Raw genomic sequence first — 20,583 nt, forward strand, 5'->3', positions numbered from 1 at the left:
CCATGGATGGGCCCGTCCGCCAGCTGATCAATGAGACAGGAAAATCATCCATGGGATTCGTCGCGAAGGGAATGGCACCGGGGGTGACATCAAGGTGGACGGCGCTGGTCCCGCGTCGAACGGCACGCAAAGGGCGACGAGCCCCGGTCGATCACGTGCGGATCGGCCGGGGCTCGTCGGTGGTACCTGTCAGGCGAGATCGAACCGGTCGAGCTCCATGACCTTGGTCCAGGCGGCCACGAAGTCCGCCACGAACTTGTCACGGGCGTCCTGGCTGGCGTAGACCTCGGCGAGGGCGCGCAGCTGCGAGTTGGACCCGAAGATGAGGTCGACCGCGGTGGCGGTCCACTTCACCTCATCGGTGGCAAGGTCGCGGATCTCGTACACGTGCTCGTCGGACTTCGACGCGCTCCACCGGGTGCCCGGGGAGAGCAGGTTGGCGAAGAAGTCGTTGGTGAGCACGCCCGGCCGGTCGGTGAGCACACCGTGCTGGCTGCCGCCGACGTTGGCGCCGAGGGAGCGCAGACCGCCGATGAGGACGGTCATCTCGGGCGCGGTCAGGTTGAGCATGTAGGCACGGTCGACGAGCAGCACCTCCGGCTGGGTCTTCTCGCCGGCGCGCAGGTAGTTGCGGAAACCGTCGGCGCGCGGCTCGAGGACCCGGAAGGAATCGGTGTCGGTCTGCTCCTGGGTCGCGTCGGTGCGGCCCGCCCGGAACGGCACTGTCACCTCGACGCCGGCGTCCCGCGCCGCCTTCTCGACGGCGGCCGAACCGGCCAGCACGATCAGGTCGGCGAGCGAGATGGTCGCCCCGCCAGCGGAGTTGAACTCCTGCTGGATGCCCTCAAGGGTGGCGAGGACGGTGGCCAGCTGCTCGGGCTGGTTGACCTCCCAGCTGCGCTGCGGCTCGAGGCGAATCCGCGCCCCGTTGGCACCGCCGCGCTTGTCGGTGTGCCGGAAGCTCGCGGCAGAGGCCCAGGCGGTGGAGACCAGCTGGTCGACCGTGAGACCGGACTCCAGGACCTTCGCCTTGAGGGCGGCGATGTCGGCGTCGCCCACCAGCTCGTGGTCGACGGCCGGCACCGGGTCCTGCCAGAGCTGCGGCTCGGCCACCCACGGCCCGAGGAAGCGCTCGATCGGGCCCATGTCGCGGTGCAGCAGCTTGTACCACGCCTTGGCGAAGGCCAGCGCGAACTCGTCGGGGTTCTCCAGGAAGCGGCGGGAGATCTTCTCGTACGCCGGGTCGACACGCAGCGACAGGTCGGTCGTGAGCATCGTCGGCCGGTGCTTCTTCGCCGGGTCGAAGGGATCCGGAATGATCGCCTCGGCGTCCTTGGCGACCCACTGCTTCGCACCGCCGGGGCTGGTGGTGAGCTCCCACTCGTAGCCGAAGAGGATCTCGAAGAAGCGGTTGCTCCACTGCGTCGGCACGTCGGTCCACGTCACCTCGAGACCACTGGTGATCGTGTCGGCGCCCTTTCCGCTGCCGTGGGTGCTCAGCCAACCCAGGCCCTGCGCCTCCAGCGGGGCGCCCTCGGGCTCCGGACCCACGTGGTTGTCGGCGACGCCGGCACCGTGGGTCTTACCGAAGGTGTGACCACCGGCGATGAGGGCGACGGTCTCCTCGTCGTTCATCGCCATCCGGCCGAAGGTCTCGCGGATGAAGTGCGCCGCCGCGGCCGGGTCCGCGTTACCGCGCGGGCCCTCCGGGTTGACGTAGATGAGCCCCATCTCGGTCGAGCCGACGCCGGCCGCCATCTCCTTCTCGGAGGCGTAGCGCTCGTCGCCCAGCCAGGTGTCCTCGGGACCCCAGAAGATCTCCTCGGGCTCCCACACGTCCTCGCGACCGAAGCCGAAGCCGAAGGTCTTGAAGCCCATCGACTCCAGGGAGACGTTGCCGGCGAGCACGATCAGGTCGGCCCAGGAGATCTTCTGGCCGTACTTCTGCTTGACCGGCCAGAGCAGCCGGCGGGCCTTGTCCAGGTTGGCGTTGTCCGGCCAGCTGTTCAGCGGAGCGAAACGCTGACCGCCGTCGCCGGCGCCGCCGCGGCCGTCCTCGATGCGGTACGTGCCGGCGGAGTGCCAGCTCATCCGGATCATGAGGCCGCCGTAGTGGCCGAAGTCGGCCGGCCACCAGTCCTGCGAGGTGGTGAGCACCTCGACGATGTCGCGCTTGAGGGCCTCGACGTCGAGCTTCGCGAACTCCCTGGCGTAGCTGAAGTTCTCGCCCAGCGGGTTGCCCTTGGACGAGTGGGCGTGCAGCACCGACAGGTCGAGCTGGTTGGGCCACCAGTCCCGGTTGGTGCGGGGACGACCGCCGGTCTTCGGGGTCGGCGAGTCGATCGCCGGGTTCTCGCTCTCGCTGCCGTGCGCGGTCACTGAGTCGTGCGCGACCGGGCAGCCTGCAGCTGCCTTCTGGTCCACGCCCTGCGCACTGACGGGGCCGTTGTCCTGGGTGTCGCTCATGTACTTCCTTCCGAGCTTGCGGATCTCTGGGGCGTGCGTTCGGTCGCGCAGTCGGGGCAGCTGCCCCAGTAGACGACCTCCGCCTCGTCGACCACGAAACCGTGGTCGCCCGAGGCGGTGAGACAGGGGGCGTGACCGACGGCGCAGTCGACGTCGGCGATGGCGCCGCAGGAGCGGCACACGACATGGTGGTGGTTGTCCGCGACCCGGGACTCGTAGCGGGCGGTCGCCCCGGCCGGTTGGATGCGCCGCACCAGGCCGGCGTCGGTGAGCACGCGCAGCACGTCGTACACGGCCTGGTGGGAGACCGTGGGGTGATCCGCGCGGACCAGCGCGATCACCGCGTCGGTGCCGGCGTGCGGGTGGTCACGTAGCGCCGCGAGCACCGCCAACCGGGGCCGGGTCACGCGCAACGAGACGGCCCGCAGCTGCGCCTCGAAGTCGGACATCACGGGTACGAACACTAGCTCACTATTTTGGAATGAATCAAGTTTTGCGCCGCCCGTGGTGCCCCGACGGCGGACGATTCACCCGAGGTTAACCTGCGGGAGGAAAAAAATCGGACAGCCATGTCGAGAAGTGCCGACCGGCTTCGTCCCCGGAGTGAACGTGACCACGATGGGTCACAGCCAGCACCGAGGAGCATCACGATGGCGAAGTACCTGCTGCTCAAGCACTACCGGGGCGGCCCGGCCGCGGTCAACGACGTGCCGATGGACCAGTGGACCCCGGCGGAGATCTCGGCCCACATGCAGTACATGCGCGACTTCGCGGCCCGACTCGAGGGCACCGGAGAGTTCGTCGACGGTCAGGCACTCGCCCCCGAGGGGACGTTCGTCCGGTACGACGGCGAGGGCCGCCCGCCGGTCACCGACGGTCCCTTCGCCGAGACCAAGGATCTCATCGCCGGTTGGATGGTGATCGACGTCGACAGTTACGACCGGGCCGTCGAGCTGGCCGGGGAGCTGTCGGCCGCTCCCGGGGCGGGCGGGAAGCCGATCCACGAGTGGCTGGAGCTGCGCCCGTTCCTGAGCGAGCCCCCCACCATCACGGAGTGACGGCCCCGATGGACGAGACGCTGCTGCGCAGCCTCACGCCGAGCGTCCTCGGGATCCTCGTCCGCCGCGGAATCGACTTCGCGGCGGCCGAGGACGCCGTGCAGGACGCCCTTGTCGAGGCGGTCCGGGTCTGGCCGGCCGACCCGCCGCGCGACCCGAAGGGCTGGCTCACCACTGTGGCGTGGCGACGGTTCCTCGACGCGGCGCGGGCCGACGCCGCTCGCCGTCGGCGCGAGGATCTCGTCGACGAGGAGCCGGCGCCAGGGCCCGCTCCCACGGTGGACGACACGCTCCAGCTCTACTTCCTGTGCGCCCACCCGTCGCTGACGCCCTCGTCCGCGGTCGCGCTCACGCTGCGCGCCGTCGGCGGGCTGACCACCCGGCAGATCGCCCACGCCTACCTGGTGCCCGAGGCGACCATGGCGCAGCGCATCAGCAGGGCCAAGCGCACCGTCTCCGGGCTGCGCTTCGACCGACCCGGTGACGTCGCCACCGTGCTGCGCGTCCTCTACCTGGTCTTCAACGAGGGCTACTCCGGTGACGTGGACCTCGCCGCCGAGGCCATCCGGCTCACCCGGCAGCTCGCGGCCGCGATCGACCACCCCGAGGTGGCGGGGCTGCTCGCCCTCATGCTGTTGCACCACGCCCGGCGCGCCGCCCGGACCGCGCCCGACGGCAGCCTGGTGCCACTCGCCGAGCAGGACCGCAGCCGCTGGGACACCCGGTCGATCGCCGAGGGCGTCGAGATCCTGCAGGCGGCCCTGGCCCGCGACCAACTGGGCGAGTTCCAGGCCCAGGCGGCCATCGCGGCGCTGCACGCGGACGCGCCGACCGCCGCGGAGACCGACTGGGTGCAGATCGTGGAGTGGTACGACGAACTCGCGCGCCTGACCGCGAACCCGGTCGTCCGACTCAACCGCGCGGTGGCGGTCGGTGAGGCCGACGGCCCCCGGGCCGGCCTGACGGCGCTCGCGGCGGTGGACGACGCGCTGCCCCGGTACACGGCCGTGGCGGCGTACCTGCACGAGCGCGACGGCGATCCGGCAACGGCGGCGCGGCTGTACGCCGAGGCCGCCCAGCAGGCCCCCAACCTCGCCGAACGCGACCATCTGACCCGCCAGGCCGCCCGGCTCAACGCCCTGCGGCGTCGCTGACCGCTCGAGCAACGGGAGCGTCTGCCCGTGCCACTGGCCACGGCCAGGCCACCTGGTCCGGAAAGTCTCCGGAACTTCCGGCAGCCCTCAGCCTGACCGGTGTTCGGCTGTTGCGACGCCGCGGTGACCGCCCTGGACTCTGATCGACTACTGACCTGGATGGATGCCGCTCCGGCGATGACGGCGGTGTTGCCACGCCGTTTCCGGAAATTGTTGACAAGTCGACGGCTGGGTTAATACGGTCGCCATCGACGGCGCTCGATTGTCGTCAGCACCAGCCACCACGACCCACTTCTCCGGTCGTCGTGCAGGACGACCGGCCCACCACCACCGAGCGGTACGACGCCGTGGCCGTTACCCGACCACCGGCAGCCTGCCGAGGCGTACCGCGCCGCTGGCCCCCGCCAGCCGTCAGAGGAGGCAACAGTTCCATGACCGACACCAGCCACACCAAACCGAGAGGCCGCGGCCGCATGCGGTTGCTCCTGGGCGCCGCATGCGCCGCCGTCGTGGCCGTCGCCGGCACGATGACGGCCACCAACGCGTACGCCGAGGCCGACCGGACCCTCACGTCGAACCTCACCGGCACGCACAACGGGTACTACTTCTCGTTCTGGAAGGACAGCGGCAACGCCAGCATGACGCTGCGCGCCGACGGCCGATACACCAGCAGTTGGGACAGGAGCACCAACAACTGGGTCGGCGGCAAGGGCTGGGCCACCGGCAACCGTCGGACGGTCACCTACTCGGGCAGCTACAACCCGGGTAACAACAACACCTACCTCGCCCTGTACGGATGGACGCGCAACCCGCTCATCGAGTACTACGTGGTGGAGAACTTCGGCAGCTACAACCCGAGCAGCGGCGCCACCCGGATGGGCACGGTCACCACTGACGGCGGCACCTACGACATCCTCCGCAGCCAGCGGGTCAACGCCCCGTCGATCGACGGCAACCAGACGTTCTACCAGTTCTGGAGCGTCCGCCAGCAGAAGCGCTCGAGCGGCACCATCACCACCGCCAACCACTTCGACGCCTGGGCCCGGGCCGGCCTGAACCTCGGCACCAACCACAGCTACCAGGTCATGGCCACCGAGGGTTACCAGAGCAGCGGAAGCTCCGACATCACCGTCCGGGAGGGCAGCGGCGGCGGCAACCCGACCACCCCGCCCCCCACCGGCAACCCGGGGACCGGAAACTGCAACGCGACGATCTCCGCCGGCCAGCAGTGGGGTGACCGGTTCAACCTCAACGTCGCGGTCAGCGGCACCAACAACTGGGTCGTCAGCCTCGGCCTCGGTGGCGGTCAGAGCATTCAGAACAGCTGGAACGCCGCCGTCAACGGCAACAGCGGCACCGTCACCGCGACGCCGAACGGCAACGGCAACAACTTCGGCGTAACGATCATGGCCAACGGCAACTGGAACTGGCCGACGATCAGCTGTCGCACCAGTTGACGCCGATCAGTTCCTGACATCGCACCACTGGCGTGGCGGCCTCGGTCGCCACGCCAGTCTGCGTTGCGCAGGCAACCCCCGTCCGCCTCGGCGTCCATGGCGGCCACGGGCCGACCCCGCTCGACGTGCCCTTTGCTCTGCACCCGCCGAGGCACCACCGGCCTACAGCTGGATGGCGCTTGCGCGGGTGCAGAGCAAAGGCGGATCTTGCGGCACGGTCCAGTCACAGGACCGTGGTCTTCGCCGCCGTCCGCTACGCCCGCGGCAGCGCGGTCTCGCCTCCGGCCGACGGTTCCTCCGCCGACGGGTCCGAGGTTGGGTCCGCCGCGGGGTCCTCCGTCGTCCCCGAGGTCGGCGCCACTGTCGTTCCACCCGTCGGGGCTTCCGTCGGCTCCGCAGGAGCGCTCTCGGACGCGGTGGGACCGGGCGCATCCGTAGTGCTTCCACCGGACGGCGTCGACGGATCCACCGTCCCCTCGGCCCGGGTGGGCGTCGGGGTCGGGGAGCCGGGCGCTCGGACCGGCAGGCCCGCAGAACTGCGGGTGGCTGGTTCACCGCCGCCGACGCCGGGGCCCGGTTCCCGCTGCGACGGCACCGTTGGCGACACCGCGGGCGGCACCGCGGGAGGCGTCGACGGGCGCCCGGCCGGGCCGGGCATGATCCCGATGGGATCGGCGAGAACCAGGACGGCAGCCGCGGCGGCCAACGATCCGAGAAGCACCGCGAGCGCTCTGGGCCCAGGAGTGACGGCCCGGCTCACCGTGCCACCGGGGGCCGACCGCCGGGCATCCGTGACCTCGGTCCGCACCCCGATCTCGGTCGCCCCGGTCGCGGTGGACAGCAGGTGGTCGGACGGGGCCGCGAGTGCCTGCGCCGCCCCGGCCATGGCCGCTGCCGTCGGAAAGCGGTCTGCGGGCTCTTTGGCCATCGCGGTGGCGACCACACGCCGGACCTCGGCCGGAACGTCCTCGGGCAGTGGCGACGGTTCCTCTTCGAGATGCCGCAGCGCCACCGCGACGGCATTCTCGCCCTGGTGCGGCGGCCGCCCGGCGAGGCAGTGGTAGACGACAGCCCCCAGCGCGTAGATGTCGATCGCCGGTGTGGTCTCGTTCTTCGCAACCTGCTCGGGTGCCATGTACAGGGCGGTGCCGACGATCTGGTTCGCTGCGGTCAGGCTCGTCGCTTCCCGCGTCACCGCGACACCGAAATCGACGAGTACGACGTGTCCGTCCGGCTCGATGATCAGATTGCTGGGTTTGACGTCACGGTGGACGACACCGGCGTCATGCGCGGCCTGCAGGGCACGGGCGGCCTGCGCGGCGATCGACATCGTCTCGGCCACGTCCAGCCGGCCGACCTCGGCGATCCGCTCCGACAAGGGCTGCCCCTGCACGCATTCCATCACGATGTAGGCGAGGACCGGCGCTCCGGACTGGGACACCTCACCGTAGTCGTAGACCTGGGCTACACCTGGGTGACGCAGAGCTGCCATGGCCCGCGCCTCGCGCCGGAACCGCTCACCGAAGCCGCCGTCGGTAGCCAACCGAGGTTGCAGCATCTTGACCGCCACGCAGCGGTCGAGGGTTTCGTCGACCGCCCGCCACACGTCACCCATTCCGCCGCTGGCGATGCTTTCGACCAGGCGGTAACGGTCTCCGACGACTTGCCCCACATTCGGCATAGCTTTCGGTACCCCGGACTCCTCGATCTCAAGCACAGCGAGTCTGGGCACCGCCGCGCGGCGCACCGCAGGAGTGACCCGCCCCGCCGCTGCCGGCGGGGCGGGCTCGGCCGTTTACGGCTCGGTCAGCTGTTCAGCCTGCCAATCAGGGCGGTGGCCATGCCCTGCTCACCTCGGGCGTTGGGGTGGAACGGCGCGGCCGAGTTCTGCGGCACCAGACCCTCGACCCACCGGGTGCCGCTGCCCTTGCATGCGTCGCGGCCGATCGACGGGGTGTAGACATCGGCGTAGGTGGCGCCGTTGGCGCTCGCGACGCTGGCCAGCATCGCGTTGAGCGACTTCTCGACGCCACGCAGGTACGGCACGTCCTGGTAGGCGATCGGAACGACCGGCCAGCAGCCGTAACCGCTGTCCGGCAGGATCGCCGGGTAGCCGAGCACCACGACCCGCGCGCCCGGTGCGGCCTGCCGGACCGCCTGGAGCACGGCGGTGACCTTCGGCGTGGCGGCGACGATCCGTGCCTGCAACTGGTCGACACCTCCGGCGGTGTACCGGTTCTTGCACGGAGATCCGAGCGGGCTGCTGACGCTCGCCTCCGCGCAGTCGCCGATGATGCCGGAGAAGCCGATGTCGTTGCCGCCGATCTGCACCGTCACCAGCGACGTGTTCGACGTGACCGCGTTGAGCTGCGGCGGCAACGTGATGCCCAGTTGGCCACTACCGCCGTAGAGGATGTCCTCCGTGGTGGCGCCGGAGCAGCTCACGTCGGCGAACGACGACGAGCCGGCGGACGCCGCCACCAGCGACGGGTAGTTACGGTTGGACCGCAGACAGTTGAGGTCGACCTGGGTGGGGATCAGCGGACCTGCTGTGTACGAGTCGCCCAGCGCGACGTAACGGCCGGTGGGCACGGCGGCGCTGGCGGGGGTGGCGACGGTGAGCAGCACGCCGGCGGTGGCCAGCGCGAGTGCGGCCAACCGGGTGGCTGCCCACAGGCGGGGCAGGCGGGGACGGGTCATGGCGCCTCCCAGGAGGGATCAGGGTGGTGGTGCCCGAGATCCTGTCGCCGTCGACGCCCGCCGTCAATATCGATGAACCTCACTAAATGCCGGTCCGGAGTGTGGGATGAATCGGTGTCGGTCAATCCAGCGAGGCGTACCACCGGGCACCGGTGACCCGGACCCGGGAGCGGCCGGCGCGGCGGCCGTCCCCGAAACGCCCACTAGTTTCCGGCTGGCACCTGGTCCTTGATTTCCTCATAGCCGACCGGAGTCGGTGCCGTGCCCGGCGCGTAGATCACCCGGAGGACGCCGGTCGGGAACGCTTCCGAAGCCAGCAGTCGCAGGTGGTACGCGGCGTCGCCCTCGTCGAACAGCTTGCGGCCCTTGCGCGCGGCCACCGGATGCACCAGCAGACGCAGCTCGTCGACCAGGCCGGCGGCGAGCAGTTGCTGCACCACTGAGATCGACCCGGGGATGAGGATTCCCCGGACGCCGGCATCGGCCTTGAGCGCGGTGACAGCGTCGAGGAGGCCACCGTTGATCAGCTCGGAGTTGCGCCAGGAGAACTCCAGCGGCTGGCGTGAGACGACGACCTTGCGCATGTCGCCGAGTTGCTTGGCGAACGGCGCGTCGTCCCCACCCGCGGCCTCCCGGCCGGGCCACGCCCCGGCGAAGCTGTCGTACGTCTCGCGGCCGATGAGCAGCACATCGGCGGCGTCATAGTCCTCGGTGACGGCGCGGCCCATGTTCTCGTCGAAGTACGGGAAGTGCCAGTCAGGGTCGATCTCGGCCACACCGTCGGCCGAGATGAACAGCGTGGAGATGACCTTTGCCATCGCGGGGATCCCTTCGAGTCGGGTGATGTCGGTAGGTCGACCGGCGCATCGTCCCAAACTCGTCAGCCACAGGCGGTCCCGATGGTGCGTGTCGTATCCCGTCTTTGTCAGCCCGACGTCACGGGAGCGATCCAGTGCCACGTTTCGAGCAGCTTCGGCTGCCCCAACCCATTCGTCCTCTCGACGACGGCATCGTCGCTCCGGACGTATCCGGCGGACTCGGCGACCCGCCGCGAGGGCACATTGCCCTGCACGATGCTCAGCCGCAGTCGGGTGAAGCCGAGTTCTTCGTGGCAGAACGTCGTCATCAACCGCAGAGAACGCGACGCCAGGCCTCGGCCGCGGTGCGAGGGGCCGATGGCGTACCCCAGCACCCCGCTCGCCACGTGCAGTGCGACGAGGCCACGCGGCTCCTCGCCGTCGCGCGTCACGGCCAGGTCGACAATGCCCTGGGCACGGCGCCGCCGAATTCTGACCAGAAAGGCGTCCGCGTCGAATGGAGAAGGAATATCGGTGTTCGCGGCGATGTCCGGCGCGTCGAAGAGGCCCGGCATGTGCGGCAGATCGGCGTCGAGCCAGTCCCGCAGCACAATCCCCTCCCCTTCCAGTGCGAGAGAGGAGGCGATTGGATCGACCGCCGACGACATTGTTGATTCGCAGCTCACACAACATCCTTACACGGACGTGGCCGCCGGCCTCAGCGCTGCCGTTGCTTGATCGACTCGCGTTCGGGAAGTCGCGGCGTCAGGACGACCGGTATACCGCGACTTCCCTGAACCCGAGTGGATCCCGGCGTGGTGCGGGCGGGCTCGGCGTGATACCGAGCCCGCCCGTCCGGGTCAGTCGAGCCTGATCAAACCGGGCGCTGCAGGGTCAGCAGACCCGGCCGGTACGGCAGGAGGCCGTAGTCGCCGCCGGAGCTGGGGGAACGACCCTGGTAGAGCAGTTGCAGGTTGCAGGGGTCGACTGTCATCGTCTGGTCGGCGTTGGTGCGCAGCAGCTCACCGTGGCTGATGTCGTTGGTCCAGGTGGCGCCGCTGTTGGCCTTGCCGGCGAACGGGTTGCTCTCGCTGGTGGCCTGCGGCGTCCACGAGCCGCCCAGGCTGGTGGCCGTGAACGAGCGGAAGTAGCGGCCCTGCGAACCGATCGCCTCGACAATCATGAGATAACGGGTCTGGCCCTGGAGCTTGTAGACCTGAACGGCCTCGAAGAGGTTGTTCGTGGTGTCGCTCATGATGGTCGTGTAGTTGGAGCCGAAGCTGCCGGGGAAGTTGCCGATCGGCATGCTGGCCCGGTAGATCTTGCCGTTGTCACCGGCGAAGAACAGGTACATGTTCGTGTCGTCACCGATGACCGCCTGGTCGATCGGGCCGGTGCCCGAACCGGTGATGCTTCCGCTGAACAGGGTCTGTGCCGCGGACCAGCCGTTCGGGTTGGTCGGGTTGGTCGAGGTCCGGTAGGAGAACGCCGGCCCACCCCACTGGTAGGCGAGCACCCAGATGTTCTTCGGGGCGAAGTAGAACAGCGACGGCGCGACGGTCGCGTTGTTCATCGCGTTCTGGCTGGCCGAGGCCATCTGCGAGTAGTTCGTGAAGAGGCCGAAGTTCATCGAGCCCCACCGGGTGCCGTTGTCGTGGGTGGTGGCGTAGACGAGTTGCTGGCCGTTGTAGGGGGCGACGGTGAAGTCCTTGAGTGACACCCAGCCCGACCTCGGGGTCGCCAACACCCCGGTGGAGGACCACCGGTACGTCGAGGGAAGGTTGCACGTGGTCGGCGGCGGATCGGTCGGCGGCGGGGTGGTCGGCGGCGGGTCGGTCGGCGGCGGAGTCGTCGTGCCGCCGGTGCAGGTGACGCCGTTCAGGGCGAAGCTCGCCGGGTCGGGGTTGCTGCCCGTCCAGGACCCGTTGAACCCGAACGACACAGTGCCGTTGGTCGGGATCCCACCGTTGTAGCTCACGTTCTTCGCCGTCACCGCCGACCCGCTCTGCGTCAGCGACGTGTTCCAGGCCTGCGTCACCGTCTGCCCGGCGCCGTACGACCAGGTCAAGGTCCAACTGCTCAACGGATCACCCAGGTTCGTGATCGCCACGCTGGCGCCGAAGCCGCCCTGCCACTGCGACGACACGGCGTAGTTCACCGAACAACCCTCAGCCGCGGCACCGGCCGGCAGCGCCGCGACAACTGTCGACGACATCAGTAAGCCGACGCCGGCCGCAACCAGACCGACATTGGTGGCTCTGGATCTGGTCATGTAGCACCCTCCTCGCGGGACGGCGGCCTCTGCATTGGTGGGGGTCATTGTGCGGTGACCGATTGTGAGCGTTAACAGGCCGCGTCAGGTATGTTACGGGAGCGCTCCCATACCCTCAACAGCATCTATCCCTCGTTCTCGCCCACATCGACTTCGCCGGTGCGGCTGGCCCAGCAGCGACCGTTCTCAGACGACGGTGAGGGTGAGGACACCGAACTGGTTGCCCCGCTGCACGTAGTGCGGCAGATACAACTTCCAGGTCACGCTCAGCTCGCGCCCGGCCCGCATCGAGGCTGGCACCTCGGCGACCATTTCGAACACGGCGCTGCCGCCGGCAGGGATCTGCGGGAGCGCGCGGCAGTTCAGCCGGTACAGCTGGGCCGAGTTCACCGCATCGTTCGTCGCGTCGCCGAGAGAGAACCGTTCCATCAGGTAGCCCGGGCAGGGGTCCAGCGCGAGGGGGCCGTCGGTCGGGTTGCCCAGCGTCACCCGGAAGGTGAGCCGCGACCCGGCGGCGGCGGTCGTCGGCCCCTGAACAGCGACGGTGAGCTTTTCGAGCGGCGAGGACGGGGGCTTCGACACCGTCACCGGCTCGGTGAACCCGCTCGCGGACAGCGTTCCCCGCGCGCGCGGGTGCACCCCCTCCCCCTGCGGACAGCCCGGACGCTCGTCGGCGGTGACCGGTGCGCGCAACCTGCCGCCGTCGTGCGGCAACTCGATCGCGAGCTCCAACGAACCCCTCACGGGCTGACAGAACGGCCCGGACCAGTCCAGGCGCAGGCTGGCGTGGCCGCCGACCGGCACGGCGACCACCCGGGTACGGCCCTCCTCGTTGATGCCGTGGGTGTAGAGCATCGGGATCTCGCGGCCGCCGGCGAGCATGGTCGTGGGCACCTCGCCCTGCAGGGTGCACTCGACAGTCGACGAGTTCCGTACGTCCACTTCGCCGATGAGCTTGCCGATGGCGGCGTCGAAGCCGCGAGGCGTCTCGCCGCCGGTGCCGGGCCGCGTCCAGGTGGTGAGCCGGCCGGTCAGCTGCTCCGCCCGGCACGGTTCGCTGCCGGGGGCCGGCGTTCTCGGCGCGGCAGGGCGGCCGTTGAGGTCCTCGCCGGTGATCTTCAGGTCGGCCCAGGGCACGCTGCCGTCGGCGAGCAGTTCGGTGGGCGCCGGCTCCGCGACTGACGGGTCCGAGCGACCCGGCTGGGCGTTCGGGTCGGCGCACGCCGCCACCATGGTGAGCAGGATCAGCAGTGGCACCAGTAGTCGACGCATGCCCGTCATCCTCACCCGAACGAACCGCAGGGGCCTGAGTAGCCGTGCTCAGCGCCCGTCAGTCCCCGGTGGTCCCGGGGCCCTCGGCGATCGCGACGGGAGTGCCGAGCTCGACGGTACGGGAGACAGTGCACAACCGATCGTGCGACTGCTGCAACGACCGGGGCAGCGCCGCACGGGCCGCGTCGCCCTCCGCGCCCTCCGGGAACGTCACTGCGAACTCGACCCGCAGGTTCCGCATCCGGTTTCCGCCGGCCTCGTCCCGGATCTTGTCACCGGTGACGGCGACGGCGAACTCGGTCGGCTCGGCCCGACGACTGGTGATGTGGTCCACGTCCACAGCAGTGCAGCCGCCGATGGCGGCCAGTAGCAACTCCACCGGCGTGAAACTGCTGTCCTCGCCCGTGCCCAACGACACCGAGCCGCCACGGGAGTTCCGCACGACGTAGTTGCCCAGGCTGGTGCGCTCGATCGCCACCGAACGGAAGGTGTCCTCAGTCATGACAGAAAACTACAGGCCTCCGCGATCACGAGTACATGAGATGCAGCGTCATCCCGGCATCGGCGTGCGCCAGGTTGTGGCAGTGATTGGCCCACATCCCCGGGTTGTCGGCCCGGAACGCCACCTCCCACACCTCGCCCGGACGGACGTCGAACGAGTCCAGCCACAACGGGCTTCCGGTCGCCGGCTTGCCATCGCGGGCCAGCACCAGGACGTGGTGGCCGTGCAGGTGCCACGGGTGCACGATCTGCGACCGGTTGACGATCGTGAACCGTACGACGTCACCCAGGCGTACGACCTGCGGTGGGATGTCCGGGTCGGCCGCGCCGTTGACGGTGTGGGCGTACCGCGGTAGCAGTCTGCGCAGGTCGAGGCCGCGATCGAGGACGAGGGTGAACGTCTTGTCGAACCGGGACCAGGGCACCGGAGCGGTCGCGCCGTAGCCGAGCGGGTCGAGCACCGGCCAGGCGCCGGTCGCCGTCGACACCGGGCCTGTCGAGTAGACCGCCCGCCCGTCGACGAACAGCGCCACCGGGGTCGCCGGCGCGTCGAAGACCAGGTCGTAGCGGCCCCCGGCCGGGATCAGCACCGCGGTGTCCGCCAGCGGCGTCGGGCCGCGCAGGTCGACGCCGTCGATCGCGGCCACCCGGAACGCGGTCCCGACCACTGCGTACCGGTGCGTCGTGCTGTCGGTGTTGATCAGCCGCAACCGCACCGGCAGGCCGGCCTCGACCTGCTCCACTTTCGGCGCGGGCAACGGACGGCCCGCCAGGGTGTGCACCGGCACTGTGACGTCGAGGCCGGTCGCCGGGCCCGGTCGCACCACCAGCACGCCGTAGAGACCCATCCGCACGCCGACATCGGAGGCCGAATGCGTGTGATACCAGTACGTTCCGGCCTGGTCGGCGCGGAACCGGTAGACGAACTCCTGCCCGGGCCGCACCGCCGCCTGCGTCACCCCGGGTACCCCGTCCTGATCGTTCGGCACGTCGTACCCGTGCCAGTGCACTGTGACGCCGCGCCCGATGTCCCGGTTGCGCAGCGTCACCTCCAGGACGTCGCCGACGGTGGCGGTGAGCTCCGGTCCGGGGACCTGCCCGTTGAACGCCCACGCCGCGACGTTCCGGCCGCCCGCGTCCACAGTGGCGGTCCCGGCGGTCAGCGTGAACCGCCGGGTGGGTTCGTCGGCGATCCGGGCCGCCGGAGAACCATGATCATGCGGTACGGCGGGCGCGGCGCCCGGAGCGACGGTCAGCCCGGTTCCGGTCAGCAGCGCCGCGACCGCCACCACGAGGGCCACCCGGGACACCGTCCGGGGCAGGTGCGCACCGAGCGCGCGCCCCGAGATCACCGTCGCCGCCACGACTCCGGCGACCGCGAGCAGCCCCGCCCCGGCCGACGCCGGATAGCCGTGCAGGATCGTCACGAGCAGGGCGCTGCTCGTGGCGTACCCGGCGAAGAGGAGCGGAACCGCGACGGCCCGGATGTCGCCCGGGGCCCGCAGCAACCGCGGACCGGCGATCCCCACCGCCGCGAGCGACAGTGGGGCAGCGATGAGGACCTTCTCCGCGGCGAACCACCAGCCGGCGCGGGCGAGGGCGGAGATCGTGATCGCGCGGGCGAGCGTGGCGAGCAGCGCGACGGCCGCCAGTCCCAGCGCGAGCGGGCGGCGACGGGCGGCGGACGCGGCGCCACCGCCCAGCCAGGCGGCAGCCGCGAGGACCGCGATCACGAGGTCGGCCGCGAGCAGCGACCCGGTGGTCACGCCGGCTCTCCTTCCCGGGTGACCAGCCGAGCCGTGACGGCGGGAACCGGGACGCTCAGCTGTCGCGCCGCCCGATGGACACCGACCACGACGTGCACCGCGATGATTCCGTTGAGCGCGTGCAACCCACCGATGGTCAGGCCGAGCGGGGTGCTGACACCCGACGCGTCAGTGGACGCCTCGGCCAGCATGGCGATGAGCGGCTGGAGGACGACGAGGCCGATCGGCAGGATCGCCAGGCCGACGACCCTTCCCGGTGCCTTCGCCAGGGCGGCGAACACTGCGGTGAGCACTGTGAGAGTCGGGATGACCGCCATGCCGTTGACGCTGTGCAGCGCGTACGCGTCGTCGCCGGCGGGTCTGGTGAACCCGCCCACGGCGGCGAGGACGAACTGCACGGCGAACGCGACGAGCAGCAGAGCGCTGATGATGACGAATGCCTTGCGCATGGGTTACCTCCTAGAGGCGCGCCGAGGCGAGGGCCCGGGCGACGTGATCGGTGGCCGTGATCGCCCCGTACGCGACCAACCGCACGAGGTCGGCGTCGGCGGGGTGGGAGAGCCGCCAGAGAGCGACGTCGCCCGGGCTGATCGCGCTGGGCGCGAACGCCGCCAGCAACGCGATCCGCGTCCCGATGCGGTCCGTGCCCGGCACGTCCCGGACCAGGTCGACGGCCCAGTCCGCCGGCCGGGCCGGGAACCGCCCGTCCTCCCAGCGCACCGTGGCCGTGACGGTCTGGCGCGCCACGTCGCCCAGCAGCAGGTCCCCACCCCGGGTGGCGGCGTCCCGCAGCGACGCGTAGGCGACGCCCACCGGGCTGTCCCCCGCCCAGGCGGGAGGTGATGTGGTCGGGTCGGCGTCGAGGAGCGGGAGGCTTCGGCCGGGCTCCTTCGGCTCCCGGGCCGCCTTGGCGTAGAGCCGGCCCCCGACCGAGCGCACCAGTGGGGAGCGTTGCAGGCCGCCGGGGAGCAGGTCGGGGTCGAGCAACGCGGAGACGACCCGGTTGATGAAGTGGAAGGCGAGCAGGGTGCCGGTGATCTCCGGGCCGTGGGTGCTGGTCCAGTCGGCGGCTCTGGGGCTGCGGCTCGCCTGCGCCCAGACGACGAGCGCGGCGTGCCTCGGCTCGGTGGGCGTCTCGCCCCGGGCGACGGCCTCGGCCAGCTTCGGTGCGCCCAGCGCGTGCAGCAGCAGCACGTGGGCGTCGACGCAGAACTGACAGCGGTTGGCCCGGGACACCGCTGCCGCGACGAGTTCGCGCTCGACCCGGGGCGCGTCGCCGGCGAGCAGCGCCTCCCGCATCAGCGCCCAGGTCGCGGCCAGCACCTCCGGCACGGCCGAGAGCGCCTGGAAGGTCGGCAACGGCCCGAGAAAGTCGTCGCGCAACTGTTGGTAGACGGCCGCTGTGCGGCCGGTGGCCGCCCTCGTCGGCGTGGGGGTGAAGAAGCGGTATGTCATGGGCTCGATGCTCGTTCCGGCGGGCCGGAAAAACGTCGTGCCGCCGCAGACACTTGCCCCGCCGCTCATACCGCGCCCGTGGTACGCCGCAGGTACCACGCGCGCGGGATGCTCCACCGACGACGGCCGTTCTACAGTGCGACCATGCGCCGCGACCTCCCGTACGCCCTCGGCGGGCTCGCCCTCGGCGTCCTCCTGCTCGGCAACGCCGTGCTCACCCCGGACGCCGCGCCGGTCGAGGTGCTCGACGTCGCCCTGGTCCTCGCCACTGTGGTGGCCCTGGCGGCGTGCCGGCGCTACCCGGTGGTGGCGCTGGGCGTGGTCACCGTCGCCATGCTGGCCGTTCACGTCCGGGTGCACCCCGGGGTGTCCGCCGCGTTCCCCGTCCTCTGCGCGGTGTACGTCAGCGCCTGGCAGGGACACCGGTCGGCCTCCGCCGTGGCGAGCCTCGCCTTCCTCGGTAGCTTTTTGGCCCGCGACATCTCGATGGCGCCGGCCGGCCGACCGGGCCAACTGGTCGCCGAGCGGACGGCCCTGCTGCTCGGCTGGTTCGTGGCGGCCAACGTCGCCGGGCTCGTCGCGCGGCAGCGCCGGGCGTACCTGGAGCAGGTCGAGCAACGGGCGATCGAGGCCGAACGCACCCGCGAGGAGATGGCGTTGCGGCGCGCCGGGGAGGAGCGCCTGCGCATCGCCCGCGACCTGCACGACTCCCTGACCCACAGCATCTCGGTGATCAAGGTGCAGGCCGGGATCGCCGTGCACCTGGCGCGCAAGCACGGCGAGGAGCCGTCGGCCACGCTGCTGGCGATCCAGGAGGCCAGCGGCGCCGCGATGCGGGAACTCCGTACGACCCTGGACGTCCTCCGCGCACCAACCGACGGCGATCGGGTCGGGCTGGCCCGGGTGGACGAGCTGGCCGAGCGGACCCGGGCGGCCGGCGTACCGGTGCAGGTGACCGTCACCGGCCAGCGCGGGGATCTGCCCGACGAGGTCGACCAGGCCGGGTACCGGGTCATCCAGGAGGCACTCACCAACGTGGCCCGCCACGCCGGGCCCGCGACAGCGCACATCCAGGTGGAGTACGCCCCGGCGGGGCTGACCGTCGCGGTCACCGACGACGGTCAGGCGTCACTGGCCGAGCCGTTGACCCCGGGCGTGGGCCTGCGCGGCATGCGGGAGCGGGTCAGCGCCCTGGGCGGCACGCTGCGGACCGCCGCGCACGACGACCACGGGTTCACCGTACGGGCCACCTTCCCGCTGGACGGCCCGCGATGACCGCCCGCCTCCCGGAGGAGCCGGGATGATCCGGGTGCTGCTCGCCGACGACCAGGCGCTGATGCGAGCCGGCTTCCGGGCACTGCTCGACGCCGAGGACCACCTGGAGGTCGTCGGCGAGGCGACCGACGGCACCTCGGCCGTCCACCTGTCGCGGTGTCTGCGCCCGGACGTCGTCCTGATGGACGTGCAGATGCCGGGCCTCGACGGCATCGAGGCCACCCGGCGCATCGCCGCTGATCCCGACCTCGCCGCGATCCGCGTGCTCATCCTCACCAACTACGGGCTCGACTCCTATGTGTTCGCCGCCCTCCGCGCCGGCGCCAGCGGCTTTCTCCTGAAGGACGCCGACCCCGCCGACCTGCTGCACGCCGTCACCGTCGTCGCGCGCGGTGACGCGCTGCTCGCGCCGACGGTCACCCGCACACTGATCAGTGAGTTCGTGGCCGGCCCACCGCCGGCCGTGCCAACGGCCGGGCGCGACGTACTGACCGCCCGGGAGCAGGAGGTCGTCCAGCTGGTCGCCCGTGGGCTGACCAACGACGAGATCGCCGTGCGCATGGTGATCAGTCCGCTGACCGCCAAGACACACGTCAACCGGGCGATGACGAAGCTGCACTGCCGCGACCGGGCGCAGCTGGTCGTGTGGGCGTACGAGTCGGGGCTGATCACGCCCCGTCGGCGGTGAACGCCGTCTCCGAGAAGGCCCCGATCAACCCCCCTTGGCAACATGAGGGAGGATCGACGCACTAGCATTGCCGCCGTCCGCGACGGCTCTGCTGAATCGAGGCGACATGCGTTGGCTCCGTCGATTGCTGGGCGGTAGGAAGGTCCAGCTCGACCCGGGACGCCAGCAGGCGCTGCTGCACGACGTCCAGTCCCGGTACGGCCCCCACGCGCGGATCCGGTTCAACGAGCAGGTCGACGCGCTCACCGGTTCGCTCGACAGTGACGACGGCCTGGTGGTGGCGACCCGGATCGTGAGTCAGGTCGCCGACGAGGCCCACGTGGACCTTCAGGCCCAGGCCCAGGAGATCCACCGACGGACCGGCCGACGGCTGCTGGTGCACCGCCGTAACTACCGGCCGCTGTGGAAGGAGGCGGGCCCGGCCCTGCGCTGGCCGCTGTTCGCGTTGCCGTGTGGCTTCCACCCGTACGCGCAGGTGGCCGCCGCCGTCACAGTGGTCGGCACCCGGGCGCCCCGGCTCGACCGGGTGACCGACCCGAACCCGCTGGTGACCCGCGTGTTCGAGGTGCTCGACCTGACCACCTCCGGCTGGGAGTACGGCCGGGTGCGGGTGGACACCGACGCCGCCACCCTGGCCGATCGACTGATCGTCAGTGCCGGGCAGGTCCTCGCGGCGATGGACGACCCGCCGCGACTGCCGCCCGCGGTCCGTGAGCTGATGCGTCGCAACAACACCGTCGCGGTGCACGACCCGTCCAGCCCCCGGGCGGTGGGCGGGATCAACCTGGGCGCGCGGATGCGGGAGGAGTTCCTGGTCTGAGCGCCAGCGGGCGCTACTGATCGGGGCGTCGACGCGCGAGATGCACGATGACGTCGGCGGAGAGCTCGACCGTCTCGGGCAGGACCTGTTCGATCTGGGCGAAGACCTGCTCCTGCTCCGAGGTCGGCAGCTCGAGATACGCCGAGATCGTCGACAGATGCCCGACGTAGTCGCGAGCACTCATCGTCAGCCGACGCTCGATCACGGTCTGCTGCACATCGGTGAACCATTCGGACCGCTGGAGCTCGGTGCCCGGCCACTGCATGGCCTGCCCCGCGGGCGTGCCATCGGGCGACGGAATCTCGTCGCTCTCCAGGAAGGGTGCCCGGGCGACGCGGACAGCGTCCGCCACCGCCGGGTCAACCAGCTGGGTCGGTCCACCGAACGAGGCGAACACGCCGCCGGGTTCCAGCAGCGCGGCCATCCGCGACCATCGCTCCTCCGGTTTCGTCCAGTGCAGTGCCGCTGCCGCGTAGACCAGGTGGTACCTCGCGCCCGGCCGCAGGTCCTCGAATGCGGCCCGCACGGTCCGGACGCCTGCTGGCACGTGCCTGCGCAGCTCGGCGAGCATGGCCCCGTCCGGCTCGGTCGCGGTGACAGTGACGCCCGCTCCGGCGAACAGCCGGGTCGCCTTGCCGGTTCCGGCGCCGATCTCCAGGGCCGTTCGAATGGGCCGATCCACGTACGTCAGCACCAGGTCGACAAGCTCGGCGGGGTAGCCCGGTCGGTACCGCTCGTATCGTTGGGCCACCATTCCAAAGCTCAGTGCGCGAGCAGGCATGCCGACAATCCTGTCACCACTCGCGTCGGCGATGCCCGGTCTTCCAGGCAACGGGTGGGCTACGCGCCGCCGTGACGACAACTGCGCGCAACCGCTTGCCGGCCCGCCGAACACCGCTCGA

General features: G+C 70.7%; 19 protein-coding genes. 6 read left to right on the plus strand and 13 right to left on the minus strand.

Annotation, left to right across the window (positions count from 1 at the left end):
* Positions 1-189 precede the first annotated feature (189 nt).
* Together katG and GUI43_RS02240 are read right to left on the minus strand one after the other, a co-directional pair.
* Positions 190-2,466 (minus strand): catalase/peroxidase HPI, encoded by a 2,277-nt coding sequence (gene katG, locus GUI43_RS02235; protein ID WP_112697821.1) that lies wholly within the window; start codon positions 2,464-2,466, stop codon positions 190-192.
* Positions 2,463-2,918, minus strand: coding sequence for a Fur family transcriptional regulator (locus GUI43_RS02240; RefSeq protein WP_279616384.1), 456 nt, complete (start codon positions 2,916-2,918; stop codon positions 2,463-2,465). Before GUI43_RS02240 ends, katG begins: the two co-directional genes overlap by 4 nt.
* 198 nt (positions 2,919-3,116) lie before the next feature.
* Between GUI43_RS02240 and GUI43_RS02245 the strand changes: the two genes are divergently transcribed.
* From GUI43_RS02245 to GUI43_RS02255, 3 genes are all read left to right on the plus strand, one after another.
* A complete protein-coding gene (locus GUI43_RS02245; RefSeq protein WP_112602605.1) occupies positions 3,117-3,524 on the plus strand; it encodes a YciI family protein in 408 nt (135 codons plus the stop codon).
* Between the two features lie 8 nt (positions 3,525-3,532).
* Positions 3,533-4,678 carry an RNA polymerase sigma factor gene (locus GUI43_RS02250; protein WP_091406960.1) on the plus strand — a complete coding sequence of 382 codons (1,146 nt, stop codon included), beginning with the start codon at positions 3,533-3,535 and terminating at the stop codon, positions 4,676-4,678.
* A gap of 431 nt (positions 4,679-5,109) precedes the next feature.
* A complete protein-coding gene (locus GUI43_RS02255) occupies positions 5,110-6,135 on the plus strand; it encodes a glycoside hydrolase family 11 protein (protein ID WP_112584449.1) in 1,026 nt (341 codons plus the stop codon).
* A 253-nt stretch (positions 6,136-6,388) separates the two neighbouring features.
* On the opposite strand, the gene GUI43_RS02260 is transcribed toward GUI43_RS02255, so the two are convergent.
* The 10 genes from GUI43_RS02260 to GUI43_RS02305 all read right to left on the minus strand — a co-directional run bounded on the left by GUI43_RS02260 (position 6,389) and on the right by GUI43_RS02305 (position 16,898).
* Positions 6,389-7,750 (minus strand): serine/threonine-protein kinase, encoded by a 1,362-nt coding sequence (locus GUI43_RS02260; protein WP_249037625.1) that lies wholly within the window; start codon positions 7,748-7,750, stop codon positions 6,389-6,391.
* 191 nt (positions 7,751-7,941) lie between these two features.
* On the minus strand, positions 7,942-8,835 hold the full coding sequence (locus GUI43_RS02265) for an SGNH/GDSL hydrolase family protein (protein ID WP_112697824.1): 894 nt from the start codon (positions 8,833-8,835) through the stop codon (positions 7,942-7,944).
* Positions 8,836-9,038: 203 nt separating this feature from the next.
* The gene (locus GUI43_RS02270) at positions 9,039-9,653 is read right to left on the minus strand and encodes a dihydrofolate reductase family protein (protein WP_112584446.1); all 615 of its coding nucleotides are present in this window, start codon (positions 9,651-9,653) and stop codon (positions 9,039-9,041) included.
* Positions 9,654-9,760: 107 nt separating this feature from the next.
* Positions 9,761-10,243: a GNAT family N-acetyltransferase gene (locus GUI43_RS02275; protein WP_146766733.1), complete on the minus strand. Its 483-nt coding sequence runs from the start codon at positions 10,241-10,243 to the stop codon at positions 9,761-9,763.
* A gap of 263 nt (positions 10,244-10,506) precedes the next feature.
* A complete protein-coding gene (locus tag GUI43_RS02280) occupies positions 10,507-11,904 on the minus strand; it encodes a glycoside hydrolase family 62 protein (RefSeq protein WP_112697828.1) in 1,398 nt (465 codons plus the stop codon).
* A gap of 186 nt (positions 11,905-12,090) precedes the next feature.
* Positions 12,091-13,176 (minus strand): hypothetical protein, encoded by a 1,086-nt coding sequence (locus GUI43_RS02285; protein WP_112697830.1) that lies wholly within the window; start codon positions 13,174-13,176, stop codon positions 12,091-12,093.
* Between the two features lie 58 nt (positions 13,177-13,234).
* Positions 13,235-13,678, minus strand: a complete 444-nt coding sequence (locus tag GUI43_RS02290) for an OsmC family protein (RefSeq protein WP_112697832.1) — start codon at positions 13,676-13,678, stop codon at positions 13,235-13,237.
* Between the two features lie 25 nt (positions 13,679-13,703).
* Positions 13,704-15,443, minus strand: a complete 1,740-nt coding sequence (locus tag GUI43_RS02295) for a multicopper oxidase family protein (protein ID WP_112697834.1) — start codon at positions 15,441-15,443, stop codon at positions 13,704-13,706.
* Positions 15,440-15,892: a DUF6220 domain-containing protein gene (locus GUI43_RS02300; RefSeq protein WP_112697836.1), complete on the minus strand. Its 453-nt coding sequence runs from the start codon at positions 15,890-15,892 to the stop codon at positions 15,440-15,442. Before GUI43_RS02300 ends, GUI43_RS02295 begins: the two co-directional genes overlap by 4 nt.
* A 10-nt stretch (positions 15,893-15,902) precedes the next feature.
* Positions 15,903-16,898, minus strand: coding sequence for a carboxymuconolactone decarboxylase family protein (locus tag GUI43_RS02305; RefSeq protein WP_112697838.1), 996 nt, complete (start codon positions 16,896-16,898; stop codon positions 15,903-15,905).
* Between the two features lie 144 nt (positions 16,899-17,042).
* On the opposite strand from GUI43_RS02305, the gene GUI43_RS02310 reads away from it, so the two are divergent.
* The 3 genes from GUI43_RS02310 to GUI43_RS02320 all read left to right on the plus strand — a co-directional run bounded on the left by GUI43_RS02310 (position 17,043) and on the right by GUI43_RS02320 (position 19,681).
* Entirely contained in the window at positions 17,043-18,173 is a 1,131-nt protein-coding gene (locus GUI43_RS02310; protein ID WP_225854947.1) for a sensor histidine kinase, read from the plus strand.
* A gap of 25 nt (positions 18,174-18,198) precedes the next feature.
* Positions 18,199-18,861: a response regulator gene (locus GUI43_RS02315; protein WP_112584437.1), complete on the plus strand. Its 663-nt coding sequence runs from the start codon at positions 18,199-18,201 to the stop codon at positions 18,859-18,861.
* A 106-nt stretch (positions 18,862-18,967) separates the two neighbouring features.
* Positions 18,968-19,681, plus strand: coding sequence for a hypothetical protein (locus GUI43_RS02320; RefSeq protein ID WP_112584436.1), 714 nt, complete (start codon positions 18,968-18,970; stop codon positions 19,679-19,681).
* Positions 19,682-19,694: 13 nt separating this feature from the next.
* Here GUI43_RS02320 and GUI43_RS02325 read toward each other — a convergent pair whose 3' ends face one another.
* The gene (locus GUI43_RS02325) at positions 19,695-20,462 is read right to left on the minus strand and encodes a class I SAM-dependent methyltransferase (RefSeq protein WP_112584435.1); all 768 of its coding nucleotides are present in this window, start codon (positions 20,460-20,462) and stop codon (positions 19,695-19,697) included.
* Positions 20,463-20,583: the final 121 nt, after the last annotated feature.

The sequence above is a fragment of the Micromonospora noduli genome, from assembly GCF_003264365.1.
Lineage (GTDB): Bacteria > Actinomycetota > Actinomycetes > Mycobacteriales > Micromonosporaceae > Micromonospora > Micromonospora noduli.

Coding starts and splice junctions, on each gene's coding strand:
- katG (WP_112697821.1), bottom strand. CDS start 2,466: ATGAGCGACACCCAGGACAACGGCCCCGTCAGTGCGCAGGGCGTGGAC.
- GUI43_RS02245 (WP_112602605.1), top strand. CDS start 3,117: ATGGCGAAGTACCTGCTGCTCAAGCACTACCGGGGCGGCCCGGCCGCG.
- GUI43_RS02250 (WP_091406960.1), top strand. CDS start 3,533: ATGGACGAGACGCTGCTGCGCAGCCTCACGCCGAGCGTCCTCGGGATC.
- GUI43_RS02255 (WP_112584449.1), top strand. CDS start 5,110: ATGACCGACACCAGCCACACCAAACCGAGAGGCCGCGGCCGCATGCGG.
- GUI43_RS02260 (WP_249037625.1), bottom strand. CDS start 7,750: ATGGGTGACGTGTGGCGGGCGGTCGACGAAACCCTCGACCGCTGCGTG.
- GUI43_RS02265 (WP_112697824.1), bottom strand. CDS start 8,835: ATGACCCGTCCCCGCCTGCCCCGCCTGTGGGCAGCCACCCGGTTGGCC.
- GUI43_RS02270 (WP_112584446.1), bottom strand. CDS start 9,653: ATGGCAAAGGTCATCTCCACGCTGTTCATCTCGGCCGACGGTGTGGCC.
- GUI43_RS02280 (WP_112697828.1), bottom strand. CDS start 11,904: ATGACCAGATCCAGAGCCACCAATGTCGGTCTGGTTGCGGCCGGCGTC.
- GUI43_RS02285 (WP_112697830.1), bottom strand. CDS start 13,176: ATGCGTCGACTACTGGTGCCACTGCTGATCCTGCTCACCATGGTGGCG.
- GUI43_RS02290 (WP_112697832.1), bottom strand. CDS start 13,678: ATGACTGAGGACACCTTCCGTTCGGTGGCGATCGAGCGCACCAGCCTG.
- GUI43_RS02300 (WP_112697836.1), bottom strand. CDS start 15,892: ATGCGCAAGGCATTCGTCATCATCAGCGCTCTGCTGCTCGTCGCGTTC.
- GUI43_RS02305 (WP_112697838.1), bottom strand. CDS start 16,898: ATGACATACCGCTTCTTCACCCCCACGCCGACGAGGGCGGCCACCGGC.
- GUI43_RS02310 (WP_225854947.1), top strand. CDS start 17,043: ATGCGCCGCGACCTCCCGTACGCCCTCGGCGGGCTCGCCCTCGGCGTC.
- GUI43_RS02315 (WP_112584437.1), top strand. CDS start 18,199: ATGATCCGGGTGCTGCTCGCCGACGACCAGGCGCTGATGCGAGCCGGC.
- GUI43_RS02320 (WP_112584436.1), top strand. CDS start 18,968: ATGCGTTGGCTCCGTCGATTGCTGGGCGGTAGGAAGGTCCAGCTCGAC.
- GUI43_RS02325 (WP_112584435.1), bottom strand. CDS start 20,462: ATGCCTGCTCGCGCACTGAGCTTTGGAATGGTGGCCCAACGATACGAG.